General features: G+C 59.1%; 19 protein-coding genes. 12 read left to right on the top strand and 7 right to left on the bottom strand.

Going from position 1 to position 19,415, the window contains the following annotated elements; all coding sequences use genetic code 11:
• Positions 1-62 precede the first annotated feature (62 nt).
• Positions 63-626, bottom strand: a complete 564-nt coding sequence (locus SULPSESMR1_RS16000) for a helix-turn-helix domain-containing protein (protein ID WP_089421769.1) — start codon at positions 624-626, stop codon at positions 63-65.
• Between the two features lie 107 nt (positions 627-733).
• Here SULPSESMR1_RS16000 and SULPSESMR1_RS15995 point away from each other — a divergent pair, with 107 nt between their 5' ends.
• Positions 734-1,912, top strand: a complete 1,179-nt coding sequence (locus SULPSESMR1_RS15995) for an acetyl-CoA C-acyltransferase family protein (protein WP_089422364.1) — start codon at positions 734-736, stop codon at positions 1,910-1,912.
• Between the two features lie 45 nt (positions 1,913-1,957).
• Here SULPSESMR1_RS15995 and ubiB read toward each other — a convergent pair whose 3' ends face one another.
• Positions 1,958-3,487 carry a 2-polyprenylphenol 6-hydroxylase gene (gene ubiB, locus SULPSESMR1_RS15990; RefSeq protein ID WP_089421768.1) on the bottom strand — a complete coding sequence of 510 codons (1,530 nt, stop codon included), beginning with the start codon at positions 3,485-3,487 and terminating at the stop codon, positions 1,958-1,960.
• Position 3,488: 1 nt separating this feature from the next.
• Complete coding sequence (gene ubiE, locus SULPSESMR1_RS15985) at positions 3,489-4,241, bottom strand: bifunctional demethylmenaquinone methyltransferase/2-methoxy-6-polyprenyl-1,4-benzoquinol methylase UbiE (RefSeq protein ID WP_089421767.1); 753 nt, start codon at positions 4,239-4,241, stop codon at positions 3,489-3,491.
• 89 nt (positions 4,242-4,330) lie between these two features.
• Between ubiE and mutM the strand changes: the two genes are divergently transcribed.
• From mutM to SULPSESMR1_RS15940, 9 genes are all read left to right on the top strand, one after another.
• Positions 4,331-5,182, top strand: coding sequence for a bifunctional DNA-formamidopyrimidine glycosylase/DNA-(apurinic or apyrimidinic site) lyase (gene mutM, locus SULPSESMR1_RS15980; RefSeq protein WP_089421766.1), 852 nt, complete (start codon positions 4,331-4,333; stop codon positions 5,180-5,182).
• Between the two features lie 63 nt (positions 5,183-5,245).
• Positions 5,246-6,022, top strand: a complete 777-nt coding sequence (locus tag SULPSESMR1_RS15975) for an enoyl-CoA hydratase (protein WP_089421765.1) — start codon at positions 5,246-5,248, stop codon at positions 6,020-6,022.
• 124 nt (positions 6,023-6,146) lie between these two features.
• Complete coding sequence (rpsT, locus tag SULPSESMR1_RS15970) at positions 6,147-6,410, top strand: 30S ribosomal protein S20 (protein ID WP_089421764.1); 264 nt, start codon at positions 6,147-6,149, stop codon at positions 6,408-6,410.
• Between the two features lie 506 nt (positions 6,411-6,916).
• Positions 6,917-8,272 (top strand): chromosomal replication initiator protein DnaA, encoded by a 1,356-nt coding sequence (gene dnaA, locus SULPSESMR1_RS15965; protein WP_089421763.1) that lies wholly within the window; start codon positions 6,917-6,919, stop codon positions 8,270-8,272.
• A 179-nt stretch (positions 8,273-8,451) separates the two neighbouring features.
• A complete protein-coding gene (gene dnaN / locus SULPSESMR1_RS15960) occupies positions 8,452-9,570 on the top strand; it encodes a DNA polymerase III subunit beta (RefSeq protein ID WP_089421762.1) in 1,119 nt (372 codons plus the stop codon).
• A gap of 103 nt (positions 9,571-9,673) precedes the next feature.
• On the top strand, positions 9,674-10,726 hold the full coding sequence (gene recF / locus SULPSESMR1_RS15955; RefSeq protein WP_240311426.1) for a DNA replication/repair protein RecF: 1,053 nt from the start codon (positions 9,674-9,676) through the stop codon (positions 10,724-10,726).
• The gene (locus tag SULPSESMR1_RS15950) at positions 10,723-11,343 is read left to right on the top strand and encodes a LysE family translocator (RefSeq protein ID WP_089421760.1); all 621 of its coding nucleotides are present in this window, start codon (positions 10,723-10,725) and stop codon (positions 11,341-11,343) included. The genes recF and SULPSESMR1_RS15950 overlap by 4 nt, the downstream gene beginning before the upstream one ends.
• Before the next feature lie 78 nt (positions 11,344-11,421).
• Positions 11,422-13,839, top strand: coding sequence for a DNA topoisomerase (ATP-hydrolyzing) subunit B (gyrB, locus tag SULPSESMR1_RS15945; protein WP_089421759.1), 2,418 nt, complete (start codon positions 11,422-11,424; stop codon positions 13,837-13,839).
• Between the two features lie 302 nt (positions 13,840-14,141).
• The gene (locus SULPSESMR1_RS15940) at positions 14,142-14,483 is read left to right on the top strand and encodes a DUF2853 family protein (RefSeq protein ID WP_089421758.1); all 342 of its coding nucleotides are present in this window, start codon (positions 14,142-14,144) and stop codon (positions 14,481-14,483) included.
• Positions 14,484-14,552: 69 nt separating this feature from the next.
• On the opposite strand, the gene SULPSESMR1_RS15935 is transcribed toward SULPSESMR1_RS15940, so the two are convergent.
• The 4 genes from SULPSESMR1_RS15935 to tsaD are packed head-to-tail and all read right to left on the bottom strand — an operon-like array spanning position 14,553 to position 17,275.
• Positions 14,553-14,972, bottom strand: a complete 420-nt coding sequence (locus SULPSESMR1_RS15935; RefSeq protein ID WP_089421757.1) for an EVE domain-containing protein — start codon at positions 14,970-14,972, stop codon at positions 14,553-14,555.
• Positions 14,972-15,244, bottom strand: coding sequence for a YciI family protein (locus SULPSESMR1_RS15930; RefSeq protein ID WP_089421756.1), 273 nt, complete (start codon positions 15,242-15,244; stop codon positions 14,972-14,974). Before SULPSESMR1_RS15930 ends, SULPSESMR1_RS15935 begins: the two co-directional genes overlap by 1 nt.
• Position 15,245: 1 nt before the next feature.
• The gene (locus SULPSESMR1_RS15925) at positions 15,246-16,208 is read right to left on the bottom strand and encodes an NAD(P)H-dependent glycerol-3-phosphate dehydrogenase (RefSeq protein ID WP_089421755.1); all 963 of its coding nucleotides are present in this window, start codon (positions 16,206-16,208) and stop codon (positions 15,246-15,248) included.
• Positions 16,205-17,275, bottom strand: a complete 1,071-nt coding sequence (gene tsaD / locus SULPSESMR1_RS15920; RefSeq protein WP_089421754.1) for a tRNA (adenosine(37)-N6)-threonylcarbamoyltransferase complex transferase subunit TsaD — start codon at positions 17,273-17,275, stop codon at positions 16,205-16,207. Before tsaD ends, SULPSESMR1_RS15925 begins: the two co-directional genes overlap by 4 nt.
• A 72-nt stretch (positions 17,276-17,347) precedes the next feature.
• Here tsaD and SULPSESMR1_RS15915 point away from each other — a divergent pair, with 72 nt between their 5' ends.
• Positions 17,348-18,052 (top strand): uroporphyrinogen-III synthase, encoded by a 705-nt coding sequence (locus SULPSESMR1_RS15915; protein WP_089421753.1) that lies wholly within the window; start codon positions 17,348-17,350, stop codon positions 18,050-18,052.
• A 71-nt stretch (positions 18,053-18,123) separates the two neighbouring features.
• Positions 18,124-19,410 (top strand): hypothetical protein, encoded by a 1,287-nt coding sequence (locus tag SULPSESMR1_RS15910; RefSeq protein WP_089421752.1) that lies wholly within the window; start codon positions 18,124-18,126, stop codon positions 19,408-19,410.
• Positions 19,411-19,415: the final 5 nt, after the last annotated feature.

Here is a 19,415-nt window from a genome sequence, read left to right as displayed (position 1 = left end):
TTGATTCCGAAATAGAGGATTTCTGTATCACGGATTTTTGTCCGGTATACTGGATTGTGCAATCAGGCGTTCTGTACCACCAGAAAGGCACGCGCGGCGCTGGTGGCGCTGATGCGGTGCGGTACATCGGCGGCATATCTGGCGGTGTCGCCTGCGCCAATGGTCTGCGTGGTTTCGGCGCTGGTGACCTCCAGCGTGCCGTCGATCACTGTCAGATACTCGCGCGCGCCACGGGTGTGGGGCTGGCTGTCCAACACACCGCCTTCGGCAAAGCGCAACTCGTACACCTCGTGATGACCTGCCTCTTCGGGCGGTGACAGAATGCGGATGCGGCAGCCGCTGCCACGGTTTTCGATGGTCGGAACGTCTGCACTGCGCAGCACTTCGATGCGGGCGGTGGCTGCATCGCCATCCAGAAGACCTGCAAAATCCACCTGTAACGCGCGGGTCAGGTTCCAAAGGGTTGCAATGGTGGGGCTGCTTTCGCCGCGTTCGATCTGACTGACCATCGAGCGGCTGACGCCCGACAGCTTTGCCACAGCATCCAATGACAAGCCTTGGGCGCGCCGCGCCTCTTTCAGGCGACTGGGCAGGCGGGTCAGTATTGCGTCAGTGTCATCCGTCATGGCGGAAGATATGCGCGGGGCACTGCCCGCTGTCAACTGACGGCACGTTGCGGCTGACATCGGCGGGCAAGCGCACCATAACATCAGCAAAGCAAAAGGATCAGATCATGCAAGACATCGTAATTCTGGACGGCGCGCGCACCGCAATCGGCACCTTCGGCGGATCACTGGCAGGAACACCCACAGTCGATCTTGGCGCAACAGCAGCCAAGGCGGCGCTGGAACGCTCGGGCGTCGAGGGCGCACAAATCGGTCATGTGGCATTTGGCAACGTCATCAACACCGAACCGCGCGACATGTACCTAAGCCGCGTCGCCGCAATGCAGGCAGGCGTGCCCGACACCACACCGGCGATGAACGTAAACCGGCTGTGCGGCTCGGGCGTGCAGGCAATTGTATCGGTGATGCAATCCCTGATGCTGGGCGACGCCGATTTCGGACTGGCAGGCGGCGCCGAGAATATGTCGCGCAGCCCCTACATCGTGCCGGCAACCCGATGGGGTGCAAAAATGGGCGATGTGCAAGCACTTGATATGATGCTGGGCACGCTGAACTGCCCCTTTGGCACCGGACACATGGGCGTAACGGCGGAAAACGTAGCGGACGAACATGGCGTGTCACGTTCAGCGCAAGATGCATTTGCCCTGCTCAGTCAGGAACGCGCGGCAACGGCGATTGCCGAAGGCCGGTTTGCCAGCCAGATCACGCCCGTCGAAGTGCGCGTCAAACGCGATATGGTGCCCTTCGAAGTTGACGAACATCCAAAAGCCACCAGCATCGACGCGCTGTCGGGATTGCGTACAGTTTTCCGCAAAGACGGTACAGTAACCGCAGGCAATGCCAGCGGCATCAACGACGGCGCGGCGGCGGTTGTTCTGGCAACGGCAGAAGCGGCACAAAAGGCAGGGCTAAAGCCCAAGGCCCGCATCATCGGCTATGCCCACGCGGGCGTGCGCCCCGAAGTTATGGGCATCGGCCCGATCCCTGCCGTGCGCAAACTGCTTGAAAAAACCGGCCTGTCGGTCGCCGACTTTGACGTGATCGAAAGCAACGAAGCCTTTGCCGCACAGGCGCTTGCGGTCAGCAACGATCTGGGTCTGGACCCCGACAAGGTAAACCCGAACGGCGGCGCAATCGCGTTGGGCCACCCGGTCGGGGCAACAGGTGCGATCATCACGGTCAAGGCGCTGTACGAACTGGAGCGGATTGGTGGCAAACGCGCGCTGGTAACCATGTGCATCGGTGGCGGTCAGGGCATCGCACTGGCCATCGAACGCATCGCTTGACCGGACGTCGGGGGCTTTGTGCCCCCGTCGTCTTCGGGCGTTTCACTAAAGGTGTTGGGCCAAAGTAAACAGTGCACCACCGCCAATCATACCGCAGACACCGGCCAGAACGATCCAGCGCCAAAAGGGCCGGTGCGGCGGCACCTCATCCTTGGCCTGACGCACCAACGCCGCCTCGACCAATCCGGGCAGTCGAGGACCGAAACGGGCCAGAACCATTGCCGTTTTGCCTAGATCACCCAGCACTGCGCGCGGGCCGATGGATGTCTTGATATAGTCGGTGACAATCGGGCTGGCGACTTCCCAGATGTTCATGCGCGGGTTCAGCGACCGCGCAACACCTTCGACCACCACCATCGTGCGTTGCAGCAAAATCAGTTCCGTACGGGTTTCCATGCCAAAGCGTTCGGTGACCTCGAACAGATAGCTGAGCAGCCGCGCCATCGAAATGCGGGTGGCGTCCATGCCAAAGATCGGTTCGCCCACAGCACGCAACGCGCGGGCAAATTCGTCAACATCCTTGTCGGCGGGCACATAGCCCGCTTCAAAGTGGACCTCGGCAACGCGTTTATAGTCCTTGCGGATAAAGCCAAAGAGAATCTCGGCGTAGACGCGGCGGGTGTATTCGTCGATGTGGCCCATAATGCCAAAATCATAGGCGATAATGTCACCGTTGGCCGCAACCTTGAGATTGCCCTGATGCATGTCGGCATGAAAGAAACCGTCGCGCAGGGCGTGATTCAGGAACAGTTGCAACACCCGTTCCGACAGTTCGACACGGTCAACGCCCAGCGCATCAATGGCATCGTTGTCGCCCATCGACACACCATCGGCCCAGCCCAGCGTCATCACGCGACGCGCGGAATAGTCCCATTTGATCTGCGGCAGGCGAAAGCCCGCATCATCCACCGTGTTGGCCGAGAATTCCGAAGCCGACGCGCTTTCCAGTCGCAGGTCCAGTTCCCCGCGCACGACGCCATCGAAATGTTCGATCACATCTATCGGTCTTAAACGGCGAGCACCGGGGGCGAAAATATCGACCAGACGGGCGGCAAAGTAAAACGCATCCACGTCCTTGCGAAAGGCCGCTTCGATGCCGGGGCGCAGCACCTTGACCGCAACCTCTTCACCGCTCTCGCGCAGGGTCGCCTTGTGGACCTGCGCGATGGATGCGGCAGCCACGGGTTCGCTGAACGCGGAAAAGATCGTATCAACGGGCTGGCCAAGTTCCTTTTCAATCTCGCGCTTGGCCACATCAACACCGAAGGGCGGCAGTTTGTCCTGCAGAACGCGCAGTTGCACAGCCAGTGCATCGCCAACCACATCGGGCCGGGTGGACAGAACCTGTCCAAACTTGATGTACGCAGGGCCAAGCGCCGTCAGCGCACGGGTAGCGGGCGGCATTGTCGGGTCGCCCTTATAGCCCAGCCACATGAACGGCTTGCCCAACAGCTTGGCCACAAAGCGAATGGGTTTGGGCGCGTCGAATGCGTCAAGCACCACGTTCATGGCGCCCGTGCGTTCCAGCGTGGCGCCCGTGCGGATCAACCGCCAGATGTTGTGGGGTCCACGCACCTTAGATTTTCCATCCCGAATGCAGGGCGGCAACGCCCATTGTCATATTGCGGTATTTGGCATTCTCGAAGCCCGCCGCGCGAACCATGCCAAGGAATGTCTCCTGGTCCGGAAAGTTGCGGATCGATTCGACCAGATATTGATAGCTGTCGCGATCGCCCGCGATCATCTTGCCCATCTGCGGGATCACGTTGAAGGAATAAAGGTCATAGGCCTTTTGCATCGCGGCGTTCGGCAACTGGCTGAACTCCAGAACCATCAGGCGTCCACCGGGGCGCAGTACACGAAAGGCCTCGTTCAGCGCTTCTTGGGGACGGGTTACGTTGCGGATGCCAAAGCTGATTGTGTAGACGTCGAACGTATTGTCGGCAAAGGGCAGCGCCATCGCGTCGCCCACAACCCAATCCAGACTGTCGTGCATCTGTTCGGCTTCGGCGCGCTTGCGGCCTTCGACCAGCATGGGTTCGGTCAGGTCCAGCACGGTGGCATGGCCACTGCCTGCGCGTTTCAGGAACCGGAACGATATGTCACCGGTGCCGCCTGCCACATCCAGCAGCTTTTGACCGGCGCGCGGTGCCAGCCAGTCCATCATCGCATCTTTCCAGATGCGGTGGATACCCATGCTCATCACATCGTTCATGATGTCGTATTTGCTGGCAACAGAGTTGAACACGCCCTGAACCCGACCGGCCTTGTCTGCCTCGGGTACGGTTTCAAATCCGAAATGGGTGGTTTTGTTTGTGTCTTCGGTCATCGGGTCAATGTCGCCTTTGTCAGTCTGCCTTGTTATAGGGTGCTGGGGCCTGCGCACAATGCGTGCCTTTTGTCACAGGAAACAATCCGATGCCCGAATTACCAGAAGTCGAGACAGTACGCCGCGGGCTGGCACCGGCGATGGAGGGTGCGGTGATTGTCCAAGCGGACGTAAACCGGCCCGATCTGCGCTGGCCGTTCCCGCCCGACATGGCGGCGCGGCTGACCGGACGACAGGTGTTGGCGCTGCGCAGGCGGTCAAAGTACATCCTTGCCGATCTGGACAGTGGCGAGACGTTGTTGATCCATCTGGGCATGTCGGGGCGGATGCTGGTTTCGGGCGATCCGCTGGGGCAGTTCGCACACACCCACCCCGCCCCCGCGAAACACGATCATGTCGTGCTGCACATGGACAACGGTGCGCGCATTACATTCAACGATCCGCGACGGTTCGGCGCGATGGACCTGATGCAGACCGACACTGCCGAACAGCACAAGCTGTTGGCGGTGCTGGGGCCCGAACCGCTGGGCAATGCGTTCAACGAAGACGTGCTGCTGCGCGCGTTCAAAGGCAAAGCTTCACCGGTGAAATCGGCGCTGCTGGATCAACGGATTGTCGCGGGATTGGGCAATATATACGTTTGCGAAGCCCTTTTTCGCGCCGGTGTGTCGCCACGTCGCAAGGCCGGCAACATCTCGCCACCCCGTGTGCGCGCCCTTGTTCCCATCATCCGCGACGTGCTGGCCGACGCCATCGCCGCGGGGGGATCATCGTTGCGTGATTTCCGCCAAGCCGATGGAGAACTTGGGTATTTCCAACACAGCTTTGATGTCTATGGCCGCGAAGGCCGGCCCTGTCGCACCCCCGGCTGTGGCGGGACTGTGAAAAGAATTGTGCAATCGGGGCGGTCTTCTTTCTATTGTGCGCTATGTCAAACTTAGCTTGAAACATGCACTACCCATGTTAAGGAACGCCCTCAGACGGCAACAAATGGAAGCATTCATATGGCCTATGAGACGATCATCGTTGACGTAGATGACCACATCGCCCGCATCACGCTGAACCGCCCCGACGCTTTGAATGCGTTGAGCGAAGAGTTGTTGGGTGAATTGGCAGATGCCGTCACCGACGCGCAAAAGGATGACAAGGTGCGCTGCATCGTCATCACCGGATCGGAAAAAGCATTCGCCGCAGGCGCCGACATCGCAATGATGAGCGAGATGAGCTTTGTCGACAGCTTTATGGGTAACCTGTTCACCGATTCCACCGAAGCGATCACCCGCGTGCGCAAGCCGATCATCGCCGCTGTGTCCGGTTATGCGCTGGGCGGTGGCTGTGAACTGGCGATGATGTGCGATTTCATCATCGCATCGGAAAGCGCCAAGTTCGGCCAGCCCGAAGTGAACCTCGGCGTAATGGCCGGCATCGGTGGCACCCAGCGTCTGGCGCGGTTCGTAGGCAAGTCCAAGGCGATGGATATGAACCTGACGGGCCGCTTCATGAACGCCGAAGAGGCCGAACGTTGCGGATTGGTCAGCCGCGTGGTGCCGAACAAAAAGCTGATGGAAGAAACGATGGCCGCCGCCAACAAGATCGCGTCGAAGTCGATGATTTCGGTTATGGCAATCAAGGAATCGGTCAATCAGGCGTTCGAAGTGCCCCTGCGCGACGGATTGCTGTTTGAACGTCGGCTGTTTCATTCAATGTTCGCCACCGACGACCAGTCTGAAGGTATGGCTGCCTTTCTGGAAAAACGTGAACCGCAGTTCCGCGACAAATAGTACCTGCGTCTGACGTTCACACGTCAGACGTTGACTCGGGCGGGCCGCGCGCCTAAAGACGCGGCTTCACCGCAGCTTTTGGCTGTTCTTAAACTACCGCACCAATCATTGGGACGAGATAAACATGGCAAATACGCCTCAGGCCAAGAAACGGGCCCGTCAAAACGAAAAACGTTTCGCAATCAACAAAGCACGCCGCTCGCGGATTCGTACATATCTGCGCAAAGTCGAGGAAGCGATTGCTTCCGGTGACAAGGCCGCAGCCGAATCTGCACTGCGCGTTGCACAGCCCGAACTGATGCGTGGCGTCACCAAGGGTGTCTATCACAAAAACACCGCTTCGCGGAAAATGTCACGGTTGTCGTCGCGCGTTAAATCGCTGGCGTAAGCCAAGACACAAAATTATGACGGTTTTGCAACGGCATCGCTCAGGCGGTGCCGTTTGTTTTTTGAGCCTTCAAAATAAGGCCCGTAGATTCTTTTTCACAAAAGCCCGAGTCAACATTTAAGTTCTGTTGCCGCGTCGCTGACGAAGTTGCTACCAAGGTTCCAGCGATTCACTTCGCCTGGGGGGACAGGACACTCAGACCCGCGTGCTGCCGCACTATAAAGGGTTTGTTTGCCGGCCGGACAGTTGGACAAAGACTGAATGGTGTCTGTGGAATGCCGATTTTTTGGCGCCACCTGTCGCATCAATATTTGGAATGACGCACGTCGTTCTGGGGGTCCTACGTGGCACCCACGGACGTAGTCTGTTTTCTGATCGAAGACGACGCAAGTCGCATCTGTTTCCGTCGGGACACGGAATGATGTGAGCGTGTCGTGGGAAGTATTAGGCGGCCGAGTGCATATTGCGCTTGGTGGGGACAGCGGAAAGGCTTGGGGAATAAAAGAATGACACAAGAAAAATGGGGACAGCTGAGACAACGGCTGCTCAAAACCGTGGGACAGAACAATTTCACAACTTGGATCGAGCCGCTGGAATTCCAGCAACTTGAAGATGGCATTGCCACATTCAACGTGCCGACCAACTTCATGGGCAATTATGTCAGCCAGAACTTTGCAGATCTGATTTTGCACGAACTGCGCCATGAGAATGCCAGCGTAAACCGGCTAAACTTTACCGTCGCTGCCAATATGTCCGAAAAACCACGTTCAACGCCTGCCAAGCCTGCCGCCGCCCCAGCCAAGGTCGCACCTTCCTCGGCGCTGAACACAGCACCACTGGACCGTCGTTTCACCTTTGACAGCTTTGTCGTGGGCAAGCCCAACGAACTGGCCCATGCCGCCGCCAAACGCGTGGCCGAAGGTGGCCCTGTTACGTTCAACCCGCTGTTTCTGTATGGCGGCGTGGGTCTGGGCAAAACACACCTGATGCACGCGATCGCATGGGAACTGCAACAAACACGCCCCGATCTGTCTGTGCTGTACTTGTCCGCCGAACAGTTCATGTACCGGTTTGTTCAGGCGCTGCGTGATCGCAAGATGATGGATTTCAAAGAAATCTTTCGCAATGTCGATGTGTTGATGGTGGATGATGTTCAATTCATCGCTGGCAAGGATTCGACGCAGGAAGAGTTTTTTCACACCTTTAATGCACTGGTAGACCAGAACCGCCAGATCATCATCTCGGCTGACCGCGCCCCCGGCGAAATCAAGGATCTTGAGGATCGCGTCAAATCGCGTCTGCAATGTGGTCTGGTCGTCGACCTGCACCCCACAGACTACGAACTGCGCTTGGGCATCCTGCAAAGCAAGGTCGAACAACAGGGCCGCAACTATCCCGGTCTGACCATAGCCCCCGGCGTGCTGGAATTTCTTGCCCACCGCATTTCGACCAATGTGCGTGTTCTCGAGGGTGCGCTGACCCGTCTGTTCGCCTTTGCCTCGCTTGTGGGCCGCGAAATCGACATGGATCTGACCCAAGACTGTCTGGCCGACGTGCTGCGCGCGTCCGAGCGCAAGATCACCATCGAAGAAATCCAGCGCCGTGTTTCCGAACACTACAACATCCGTCTGTCGGATATGATCGGCCCCAAACGTCTGCGCAGCTATGCGCGGCCGCGTCAGGTGGCCATGTATCTGTCCAAACATATGACCAGCCGGTCATTGCCCGAGATTGGCCGCCGGTTCGGGGGTCGCGACCACACCACCGTCATGCACGGCGTGCGCCGTATCGAAGAGCTGAAAGTGCAGGACGGGCAAATCGCTGAAGATCTTGAACTGCTGCGCCGCGCGCTCGAAGCGTAAACCTGCGTCACCTGTACAACACGGCACCCTTTTCGGGTGCCGTTTGTGTTTGGAACGGATGCAATCCACCTGCCACGCTTGACCCTTCCTGCAATCCAGCCGACAACAAACAAAAAGCTTGAGAATGTGCCGGTATAGGGTAGTTTGCCCGTCCCGGTGGTCCGATTGGAGAGGGACAGATGAAAATCAGTATTGAACGGGCCGCGTTGCTCAAAGCCGTGAGCCAGGCCCAGTCTGTGGTCGAACGCCGCAACACGATCCCGATCCTCGCCAACGTGTTGATCGAGGCCGAAGGATCTGACGTGATGTTCCGCGCCACCGATCTGGATATCGAAGTGGTGGACAAGGCCCCAGCACAGGTCGAACGCGCGGGTGCCACCACCGTGTCCGCCACCACGCTGCATGAAATCGTGCGCAAACTGCCCGATGGTGCGTTGGTCACCCTGACCGCCGACGCCGCCGCCGGTCGTCTGACAGTGGAAGCGGGCCGGTCGAACTTTTCGCTGGCGACGCTGCCCAAGGAAGACTTTCCAGTCATGGCCTCGTCGGAATATGCGTCGAACTTCTCGATCGAGGCGGCCAAGCTGCGCCGCCTTTTCGACAAATCCAAATTCGCCATTTCGACTGAAGAAACCCGGTACTATCTGAACGGTGTCTACATGCACGTGTCCACCGGCGAAGACGGCAAGGTGCTGCGCTGTGTCGCGACAGATGGCCACCGTCTGGCGCGGATCGACACCGATCTGCCCGCAGGGGCCGAAGATATGCCCGGCGTCATTGTTCCACGTAAAACCGTAGGCGAGTTGCGCAAGCTTCTGGATGATGACGAGATGAAGATTGCCGTGTCGGTGTCAGAAACCAAAGTGCGCTTTGCCACGCCGGAAATCACGCTGACGTCGAAGGTGATCGACGGCACATTCCCTGATTACACCCGCGTTATTCCGCAGGGCAACACCCGCAAGCTGGAAGTAGACGCCAGCGACTTTGCCCGCGCTGTAGACCGCGTTGCGACCGTGTCATCAGAACGCTCGCGCGCGGTAAAACTGCAACTGGACGAAGATCGTTTGATCCTGTCGGTGAACGCCCCCGACAGCGGTGCCGCCGAAGAGGAATTGGCGGTGTCGTACAATGACGAGCGGCTGGAAATCGGCTTTAACGCCAAATACCTGCTGGAGATCGCCAGCCAGGTGGACCGCGAAAACGCTGTGTTCATGTTCAACTCGTCAGGCGACCCGACGTTGATGCGTGAAGGCAATGACATGTCGGCTGTCTATGTCGTCATGCCGATGCGCGTTTAAGAGTTTTCTTGCCTCCGGCGGGGATATTTCAGGCCAAAAGAAAGGGACAGTTGTGACGCTGTCCCTTTCTGCATTGACCGTTTCCCATTTCAGGTCGCACCGCATGGCGCGAATTTCGGTGGACCCGCGCCCGGTTGCGATCTTTGGACCCAATGGTGCAGGCAAGACCAACATTCTGGAAGCGGTGTCATTGTTTTCGCCCGGTCGCGGTTTGCGCAGGTCAAGCGCCGAGGATATGACGCGACGGCCGGAGGCGCTGGGTTGGAAGATCTCTGGCGTACTGACATCGCTGCGGCAGGTTCACGAGATTGACATCACATCAGAGGCAGGCGCCGCGCGGCAGGTGCGGATTGACGGCAAGGCGGCAGCTCAGGTGGCGCTGGGGCGGGTAGCACGGGTGCTGTGGCTGATCCCAGCGATGGACCGGCTGTGGATCGAAGGTGCGGAAGGGCGGCGGCGGTTTCTGGACCGGATGACGCTGAGTTTTGAGCCCGGTCATGCGGAGCTGTCGCTGTCCTATGAAAAGGCGATGCGGGAACGCAACCGGCTGCTGAAAGACATGGTGCGCGATCCTGCGTGGTACGGCGCACTTGAGGCACAGATGGCGCAGGCCGGTGCGGCGATCCACGCCAACCGGTTGACGACCTTGTCCGAGCTGCACAGCGCCCAGCAGGACGCGCAGACGGCCTTTCCCACGGCAGATCTGGAGTTGACCCACGCCGATGTCCCCCTGCCCACGACCCAGGCCGATTTGCGCACAGCATTGGCCGAGGGTCGCAAACGCGATCTGGCGGCAGGGCGCACGCTGATCGGGCCGCACCGTGCCGATCTGATCGGTACCTATGCCGCCAAGGACGTGCCTGCCCGAGATTGCTCCACCGGCGAGCAAAAGGCGCTGCTGGTGTCACTGATCCTTGCGAATGCGCGGGCATTGGCACAAAGCTTTGGCGCACCACCGCTGTTGCTGCTGGACGAGGTTGCAGCCCATCTGGACGCGGACCGGCGCGCGGCGCTGTATGACGAAATCGTGGCGCTGGGTGCGCAGGCTTGGATGACAGGCACAGACCGCAATCTGTTTGATGCGCTGGGCGCGCGGGCGCAGTATTTGAATGTGACCGAAGCGGATGGCGCTTCGCATGTAGAGGCAGTGACATGACGCTTCAGTGGTCCGACCTGTTGCTGTATTGCAGCGCGCTGTTGATCCTGTTCCTGACGCCGGGTCCGGTGTGGCTGGCGTTAATGGCACGCGGCCTGTCAGGCGGGTTTAGCGCTGCTTGGCCGCTAGCGCTTGGCGTAGCGATTGGCGATATCGTCTGGCCGTTGGTCGCGATTCTGGGCATCTCTTGGATATTGTCGGTGTTCGACACTTTTATGCTGGTGCTGCGGTGGATTGCCTGCGGCGTGTTCGTCGTCATGGGGGCCATGCTGATCCGCCATGCCGATGCTGCCATCAGCGCTGACAGCCGCCTGACCCGCCCCGGCATGATGGCCGGATTTCTGGCCGGTATCCTTGCGATTCTGGGCAACCCAAAGGCGGTGTTGTTCTACATGGGCGTCTTGCCCGGCTTTTTCGATCTGCGCGCGGTGACGTGGGTCGACGTGCTTTTGATCGTCGGTGCATCGGTTCTGATCCCGCTTGTCGGCAATCTGACGATGGCTGCTTTTGTCGGGCGTGTGCGGACGTTTATCACCACCTCGGGCGCCCTGCGGCGAATCAATATCGGGGCCGGTGCGCTGCTGATTCTGGTGGGGTTGGCCCTGCCCTTTGTCTAGGTCAGAAACTTGTCTCGATTGCGTGACATCCCCCTGCAAAAACAGTATAAAATAACAAAAAATATAGGGTGAAACGGCATGTCCGAAAACGAGCAGGCGCCACAAGAGTATGGCGCGGATTCCATCAAAGTTCTCAAGGGCTTGGATGCTGTCCGCAAACGGCCTGGCATGTATATCGGTGACACTGACGACGGGTCGGGTTTGCACCACATGGTCTACGAGGTCGTGGACAACGGCATTGACGAGGCGCTGGCCGGTCATGCCGACGCAGTGACTGTCACAATCCACGAAGATTCCTCGGTTTCGGTCAGCGACAACGGGCGCGGGATTCCTGTAGGTATTCACGAGGAAGAAGGCGTTTCAGCTGCCGAGGTCATCATGACCCAGCTGCATGCGGGCGGCAAATTCGACAGCAACAGCTACAAGGTATCGGGCGGTTTGCACGGCGTTGGCGTCTCGGTTGTGAACGCGCTCAGCGACTGGCTGGAATTGCGCATCTGGCGCGAGGGCAAAGAGCACATCGCGCGGTTCGAAGGCGGCTACACTGCCAAGCATCTTGAAGTTGTTGGCGACTCCAACGGCAAAACCGGCACCGAAGTGCGCTTTCTCGCCTCGACCACCACATTCTCGAATCTGGAATATTCGTTCGAAACATTGGAAAAGCGCCTGCGCGAGCTGGCGTTCCTGAACTCAGGCGTGCGGATCATTCTGACGGATGAACGCCCCGCAGAACCCCTGCGGTCCGAACTGTTCTACGAGGGCGGCGTCAAGGAGTTCGTCAAATACCTTGACCGGTCGAAATCGTCGATCATGGAAGATCCGATTTTCATCTCGGGAGAGCGTGACGAAATCGGCGTCGAGGTCGCGATGTGGTGGAACGACAGCTATCACGAGAACGTCCTGCCCTTTACCAACAACATCCCCCAGCGGGATGGTGGCACCCATATGGCGGGCTTTCGGGGTGCGCTGACGCGGACAATCAACAATTACGCCCAGTCCAGCGGGATCGCGAAAAAGGAAAAGGTTTCGTTCACAGGCGATGACGCGCGCGAAGGTCTGACCTGTGTGCTGTCTGTCAAAGTGCCCGATCCAAAGTTTTCGTCCCAGACCAAGGACAAGCTGGTCAGTTCCGAAGTGCGGCCTGCTGTCGAGAGTCTGGTGAACGAAAAGCTGGCAGAGTGGTTCGAAGAAAACCCGCTGCAAGCCAAGATTATCGTCGGCAAAATCATCGAAGCCGCTTTGGCCCGCGAGGCCGCCCGCAAAGCGCGTGATCTGACGCGGCGCAAAACAGCGATGGATGTGAACTTTCTGGCGGGTAAGCTCAAGGATTGCTCGGAAAAAGACCCGTCCAAAACCGAAGTCTTTCTTGTCGAGGGTGACAGCGCCGGAGGGTCTGCACAGACGGGCCGTGACCGCCAGACACAGGCGATTTTGCCGCTGAAGGGTAAAATCCTGAACGTGGAACGCGCGCGGTTCGACCGGATGCTGGGCAGTCAGGAGATCGGCAACCTTGTGATGGCGCTTGGCACCGGCATTGGCCGTGACGAGTTCAATATCGACAAGCTGCGCTATCATAAAATTGTCATCATGACCGATGCGGACGTTGACGGCGCACACATCCGCACGCTGTTGCTGACGTTCTTTTACCGGCAGATGCCCGAGTTGATCGAACGCGGTTATCTCTACATCGCGCAACCGCCGCTGTACAAAGTGTCGCGTGGCAAGTCCGAGGTTTACCTCAAGGATCAGACTGCGATGGAAGAATACCTGATCAATCAGGGCATCGACGGCGCCATGCTGCGTCAGGGCAACGGCGAGGAAATCAGCGGCGCCGATCTGGCCCGTGTTGTCGATCACGCCCGCCAGATGCGCCGTGTACTGGAAGCGTTTCCAACGCATTATCCGCGTCACATTCTGGAACAGGCGGCAATTGCCGGTGCGTTTTCCGAAGGTGCGGTCGAGCGTGACCTGCAAGGTGTCGCCGACAGGGTGGCCGAGCGTCTGAACCTGATCGCGCTGGAATACGAAAAAGGCTGGCAGGGGCGCATCACTCAGGACCACGGCGTGCGTCTGGCCCGTATCCTGCGCGGCGTCGAAGAGGTGCGCACGCTGGACGGTCGCATTCTGCGCGGCGGCGAGGCTCGCAAGACCGGCACGTTCACGCAGCACCTGCAAGATGTCTACAACATGCCTGCACAGTTGGTGCGTAAGGACCGCAGCCAGATGATCTATGGGCCGATGGACCTGCTCGACGCCGTTCTGGCCGAGGGCGAAAAGGGTCTGTCGCTGCAACGCTACAAGGGTTTGGGTGAAATGAACCCCGACCAGCTGTGGGAAACCACGCTGGACCCGGATGCGCGGACGCTGTTGCAAGTGCGTGTCGAGGACATGGCCGAGGCTGACGACCTGTTCACCAAGCTGATGGGTGACGTGGTCGAACCGCGCCGCGAGTTCATCCAGCAAAACGCGCTGAACGTAGAAAATCTGGATTTCTGATCAATCAGGGGGCGTGCTGGCGCAGCATGGCACGCGCCCGATTGTCTGTATTCGGTTCGGGTATCGCGGAACTTTTGACACCCTGCGGCATGTGCAGTCCGCCTTGGTGACACGGCGGGGCGCAGTTGTGCCTTATGCACGCCAAACAGTCAGCTTTAACGGTAAGCACACTTGGAATTGGGTCTGTATGCGCGCGCAGAGGGGGAACTTTGTGAAAATTTTTCCTTTTTTGCGGCACGGATAGCCCTTAGACTTTTATCCAAGGCCGGTTTTGCGGCCAATACCAAGGTAGGAGACTGACTATGGGAAAACGTGACGACCTGATCGCGCAGTACGCGGATGATCTGAAGAACAAATGTGGCATGACGCCAGACATGGACCTTTTGACCAAGGTCACTATCGGCTGCGGGCCCGCGATCTATAACGCTGATGCGTCCACTGTGGCAGGCACGCAGCCATCCGAACTGGAGACAGTCAAAGAAAACTTTCTGATTAAAAAGCTGGGCTTGGCCGATGGCCCCCAACTGATGGAAGCGATCAACAGCGTGATCGAAACCTATGGCAAATCCGAGCGTAACAAATACCGCGCGGTGGTTTACTATATGCTAACCAAACACTTTGGGAAAGACAGCGTTTACGGCTGATTTCCCTTTGTCAAAGACGGTTTCAGGCCCGCATTACGCGGGCCTTATTCGTTTGGTCCCGGTCCGGTGTCAGGGATCAATCCCCGCCAAACCGCAAACAATCTGCCATTCCACATCTGTGACCGGCTGCACCGACAGACGCGAATTACGCACCAGAACCATATCGTCCAGACGGCCATCAGCCTTGATCATGTCCAGCGTTACAGGTGTTTTAACGGATTTGACCGCCTTGATGTCCACACATTCCCACCGGTCATCGTCGGTGCTGCTGTCAGGGTGCGCCACGGCGATCACCTCGACCACGCCAACCACGGCTTTTTCCTTTAGAGAATGATAAAAAAAACCCCGATCGCCCAGTTTCATTTCGCGCATGAAATTGCGTGCCTGATAGTTGCGCACGCCGTCCCATTCCTCGCCCGCGTCGGCCTTGGCCAGTTGGTCATCCCAGCCCCAGGTGGACGGTTCCGATTTAAACAGCCAATATGCCATCAGCCAATAACCTTTTTCCATTCGATCAGTTTGACGTCGGCAAACAAACCGGCCAGCGCATAGGGGTCGTTGTCGGCCCACAATTGCGCGTCTGCCATGCTGTCCACCGACAAGATCACCAGCGATCCAGCCATCTGACCACTGCCATCCAGCAACGGGCCAGCCTGAGCCACAACGCCAGTTTTTTCAATATAAGCCAAGTGGTTGTCCCGATTGGCCTTGCGCACGTCCAGCGCGCCCTCTCGGTCTGTGGCAATCAATGCGATCAGCATGTCATTCTTCCTTCAGTGGGCGCGACAACAGGGCCGCCATAGATGTGGGCACGTCGGCCTCGCCGTCCAGCAGGCGGGCAACTGTGTGTGTAATCGGCATATCAACTCCGCTGGCTTGCGTCATCTGCACAATCGCGCGGGCCGTGGCGACGCCCTCTACCGTGGTCGAGGGATCAAAGCTGTTTCCGACGCCCAGCGACAGACCCAGCCGGTAATTGCGCGACTGCTCTGACGTGCAGGTCAGCACCAGATCGCCAAAACCGGACAGCCCTGCGAGCGTTGCGGTTTCGGCCCCAAGGTGTCGCGCAAGGCGGGTCATCTCGGAGAACCCCCGCGTCATCAATGCAGCGCGCGCGCTTTGGCCCAGTCCCGCGCCAATGGCGACCCCGCAGGCGATGGCGATGACGTTCTTCAGCGCGCCGCCCAGTTCGGCACCCTGAGTGTCCGTTGTACGGTAAAGACGCAGGTTTTGCGTTGTTAGAGCCTGTTGCAACTTCTGACACGCCGCATCATCCGCACAGGCCAGCGTCAGTGCGGTTGGCAACCCACGCGCAATGTCGGCGGCAAAGCTGGGGCCCGTCAGGATCGCGGCGGTGGCCTGTGGCACCATATCGCGGATCACCGTAACAGGGCCACGTCCGGTCGAAACCTCGAAACCCTTGCAGCACGCGACCAGATTGGCGGTGCTGCTCTGCGGAATGTGGTCGGTCAGAAAGCCGGCAAGCCGTTGCATCGGAACCGCCAGCAGGATCACATCTGCGGCCAGCGCCTGCGCTATATCGCTTGTTAGAGACATAGATGCAGGCAAATCCACACCCGGCAAACGCGCGGTATTTGTTCTGTTGGCCTGCATTTCAACCACATGATCAGGATTGCGCCCCCACAGGGTCACGGCACCCTTCTGTGCCAGAGAAATCGCCAGCGCGGTGCCAAAGGCCCCTGCCCCAAGGACAGAAACGCTCATGCTTTGGCCCCTTTTTTGCCGCTGCCCAGCATCGCCTGACTGGCGGTGTCCAGTGGCATTCTGGGGCGGGCCGACAGGTCCATTCCGTCAGCTTCGCGGGTTTGCATCTGTTCGATGGCCGCATAAGCAATCATTGCCGCATTATCGGTACACAAAGCCAAGGGTGGCGCAATAAACGGGATGCTGTTCGCGTTCGAAACAGTCTCTAATGCAGCGCGTATAGTCTGGTTTGCAGCCACACCACCAGCAACGCACAGTGCCCTTACCGGACCGCTGGCCACCAAGGCGCGCCTGCATTTCTCTTGCAGGACATCCGCGACGGCGGCCTGGAATCCGGCGGACAGATCAGCCTGATCCTGTTCGGTCAGCCCGCCCTTTTCCGCGATGACCTTGTCACGCGCGCGCAATGTTGCGGTTTTAAGACCCGAGAACGACATATCGCACCCCTCACGATCCAACAGAGGACGCGGCAGGGCAAAGCGTTTGGCATCCCCACCCGTCGCTGCATGTTCAATCGACGGCCCACCCGGCTGTGACAGGCCGATCAGCCGCGCAACCTTGTCGAACGCCTCTCCGGGGGCGTCGTCGATGGTGCCACCAAGACGGCGAAATTCGTCAGGTCCAGAAACACACAGAAACTGGCAATGCCCGCCCGACACCAGCAGCAGTAAATAGGGATATTCAATCGCATCCGTCAGGCGCGGCGTCAAAGCATGGCCCGCCAGGTGGTTCACACCATAGAGCGGCACATCCAATGCTGCCGCCATCCCTTTGGCCAGCATCACACCCGACACCACGCCCCCGATCAATCCCGGCCCTGCGGTGACAGCAATTGCGTCAATATCACTTGGGTTAGAGCCTGCTTCAGCCAGCGCCTGCCGCACCACGCCGTCCAGCTTTTCCGCATGGGCACGCGCCGCAATCTCGGGTACGACACCGCCGAAATCCGCGTGCAGGCTGGTTTGCCCCAGCACCACCGAAGACAGCACGCGCCGCCCCCGCAACACAGCCGCGGCCGTATCGTCGCAACTGCTTTCGATGCCCAGCACTGTTAGATCGTTGTTCATGATGCGTGTCCGTTGCGCATTGTTCCGCTCCGAGGTAACACCTAGACATCGTTCAAACAACCAGAGCACAGCATGTCACGGCACCGGATCACGCTTTTGATGACCCGCCCCGAGGCCGGATCGCATGGCTTTGTCGCCGCCCTGCCCGATGCTGTGACGCAAAGCTGCGAGGTTGTCATATCGCCGCTGATCCGCATTGAACCACTGACGGTAGACACACCTGATTGCGACGCCGCTGTCTTTACCTCGGCGCATGGTGTGGCACATGCACCGCAAGCGCTTGGGCGGCGTGCGTTTTGTGTGGGTAACGCCACCACAGACGCTGCCGCAAAAGCAGGCTGGCAGGCACAGCACAGCGGGCAAGATGCCGAAACCTTGGTCGCCGCCCTGATAGCAGCACAGCCCCAAGGGCGGTTGGTACATTTTTCAGGCACCCACACGCGGGGAGATGTGGTAGGCCATTTGCGCGCCGCCGGTCTGACGGCTGACAGCGTTGCGGTTTATGATCAGGTGCTACTGCCGCTTACAGAAGCGGCACAAAACAGGCTGAATGGGACAAATCCTGTCATCGTTCCTCTTTTTTCTTCACGCAGCGCGCTACATTTCAGTCAGAGCACGGTGGGCGCTGCGCCGCTTTATCTGGGTGCGATCAGCGCGGCTGCTGCGGCAAATTGCGCAGATGTCGACCACGTGGCATTGCAGATAGCACGGAACCCGAACCGTGTTTCGATGATTGAGGTTGTGCAAATACTTTTGGCACAGGTGCTATCAGCTTGAAGCATGCCAAGAGAGGCGGCTAAGTTTAAACGGGCGCGCGTTCAAGCGTTCGGGAATCGGAAGGTAATATCGTGGCGAAATCCAAGTCTCCTGAAAGTGTTGGTCCAGCGGAAGACAAAGATAAGGTCGCAACCGAAGCGAACGCCGACGATAAGACCGCCACAGATCCGGACAAAGACGCTGGGCTGCCAGAGCCCGATAAATCGGACGAGCCAGAGATTGCCGACACGCCACAACCTGACAGTGCCGACGAACCCGTTGAACTGAGCGAGCCAGGCGAAATTATCGCAACTGAAGAGGTGACTGCGCCGAATGACGATGCCGCGGAAGATGACACGCCGGAAGAGGTCGTCACCCCAGAAGAAACTCCAACGCCCAACGAATATCCCGCAGCGCCCTCAACAATGCCCGCGGTCGCGCCCGAGCGATCCAGCAGCGGTTTCTGGCCACTGGTGCTGGGCGGCATGGTTGCCGCCTGCCTTGGATTTGTCGCGGGTAAGTCACAGATAATCGACCCCATATTACCTTCCAGTTGGCGCAGCGCGGGCGAGAACACCGAGACAGCGGCCAACGTAGAGGCGATGGGGCAAACCGTCAGCCAGTTGCGCAACGAGATCGAAGAACTGCGCAGCCAGATACCGGATGCACCCACCGACAACTCGGATACGTTGAACACCCTGTCGGCCTCGGTCGAGGAACTGGTGGCGCGGACCGACGCGTTGGAACAGCGTCCGCAGCCACCCGCTGATGGCGCATCGAACGTTGATGTTTCCGCGCTGACCGATCAGATGGCGACCCAGCAAGAACAGATCGACAAATTGCTGAAAGACGCCCGATTGATTCAAGAATCGGCCACGGCGGCGGCGGGCACAACGCTGGCACGCGCTGCAGCCACCCGCGTTCTGGCTGCTGTGGACAGCGGATCGCCCTTTGCGACAGCTCTGGCCGATGTTTCCGCCAACAGCGACGTGGACGTTCCTGTTGCGCTTTCGCGCGTTGCGGATGACGGCGTGACACCGCTGCCCGACCTACAACAAGCCCTGCCCGACGCCGCGCGCGCTGCACTGGCTGCGGCGCGCACCAATGCCACCGACGAAACCGGCGGGTTTGGCGGGTTCTTGCGGCGTCAACTTGGCGCACGTTCGGTACAACCGCGCGAAGGCACCGATCCCGATGCGGTGCTGTCGCGCGTCGAAGAGGCCACCCGACAGGGGCACCTTGCCGATGCGCTGGCCGAAGCCGAAACCTTGCCTGATCCGGCCAAGGCAGAACTGCAATCCTGGATGGACGCCGCACAGGCCCGTCTTGAGGCCATGAATGCCGCCGAAGCGCTGATTCAGCGTTTGGCCGCAAACTGAGGGGA

Source organism: Pseudosulfitobacter pseudonitzschiae, assembly GCF_002222635.1.
GTDB classification, from domain to species: domain Bacteria; phylum Pseudomonadota; class Alphaproteobacteria; order Rhodobacterales; family Rhodobacteraceae; genus Pseudosulfitobacter; species Pseudosulfitobacter pseudonitzschiae_A.
Note: the sequence above shows the minus strand (reverse complement) of the source record. Positions and strands in the feature narration are given on the sequence as shown.

What these genes read in the sequence shown, in the direction of transcription:
- SULPSESMR1_RS16000 (WP_089421769.1), bottom strand. Translation starts at nt 626, where the DNA reads ATGACGGATGACACTGACGCAATACTGACCCGCCTGCCCAGTCGCCTG.
- SULPSESMR1_RS15995 (WP_089422364.1), top strand. Translation starts at nt 734, where the DNA reads ATGCAAGACATCGTAATTCTGGACGGCGCGCGCACCGCAATCGGCACC.
- ubiE (WP_089421767.1), bottom strand. Translation starts at nt 4,241, where the DNA reads ATGACCGAAGACACAAACAAAACCACCCATTTCGGATTTGAAACCGTA.
- mutM (WP_089421766.1), top strand. Translation starts at nt 4,331, where the DNA reads ATGCCCGAATTACCAGAAGTCGAGACAGTACGCCGCGGGCTGGCACCG.
- SULPSESMR1_RS15975 (WP_089421765.1), top strand. Translation starts at nt 5,246, where the DNA reads ATGGCCTATGAGACGATCATCGTTGACGTAGATGACCACATCGCCCGC.
- rpsT (WP_089421764.1), top strand. Translation starts at nt 6,147, where the DNA reads ATGGCAAATACGCCTCAGGCCAAGAAACGGGCCCGTCAAAACGAAAAA.
- dnaA (WP_089421763.1), top strand. Translation starts at nt 6,917, where the DNA reads ATGACACAAGAAAAATGGGGACAGCTGAGACAACGGCTGCTCAAAACC.
- dnaN (WP_089421762.1), top strand. Translation starts at nt 8,452, where the DNA reads ATGAAAATCAGTATTGAACGGGCCGCGTTGCTCAAAGCCGTGAGCCAG.
- recF (WP_240311426.1), top strand. Translation starts at nt 9,674, where the DNA reads ATGGCGCGAATTTCGGTGGACCCGCGCCCGGTTGCGATCTTTGGACCC.
- SULPSESMR1_RS15950 (WP_089421760.1), top strand. Translation starts at nt 10,723, where the DNA reads ATGACGCTTCAGTGGTCCGACCTGTTGCTGTATTGCAGCGCGCTGTTG.
- gyrB (WP_089421759.1), top strand. Translation starts at nt 11,422, where the DNA reads ATGTCCGAAAACGAGCAGGCGCCACAAGAGTATGGCGCGGATTCCATC.
- SULPSESMR1_RS15940 (WP_089421758.1), top strand. Translation starts at nt 14,142, where the DNA reads ATGGGAAAACGTGACGACCTGATCGCGCAGTACGCGGATGATCTGAAG.
- SULPSESMR1_RS15935 (WP_089421757.1), bottom strand. Translation starts at nt 14,972, where the DNA reads ATGGCATATTGGCTGTTTAAATCGGAACCGTCCACCTGGGGCTGGGAT.
- SULPSESMR1_RS15930 (WP_089421756.1), bottom strand. Translation starts at nt 15,244, where the DNA reads ATGCTGATCGCATTGATTGCCACAGACCGAGAGGGCGCGCTGGACGTG.
- SULPSESMR1_RS15925 (WP_089421755.1), bottom strand. Translation starts at nt 16,208, where the DNA reads ATGAGCGTTTCTGTCCTTGGGGCAGGGGCCTTTGGCACCGCGCTGGCG.
- tsaD (WP_089421754.1), bottom strand. Translation starts at nt 17,275, where the DNA reads ATGAACAACGATCTAACAGTGCTGGGCATCGAAAGCAGTTGCGACGAT.
- SULPSESMR1_RS15915 (WP_089421753.1), top strand. Translation starts at nt 17,348, where the DNA reads ATGTCACGGCACCGGATCACGCTTTTGATGACCCGCCCCGAGGCCGGA.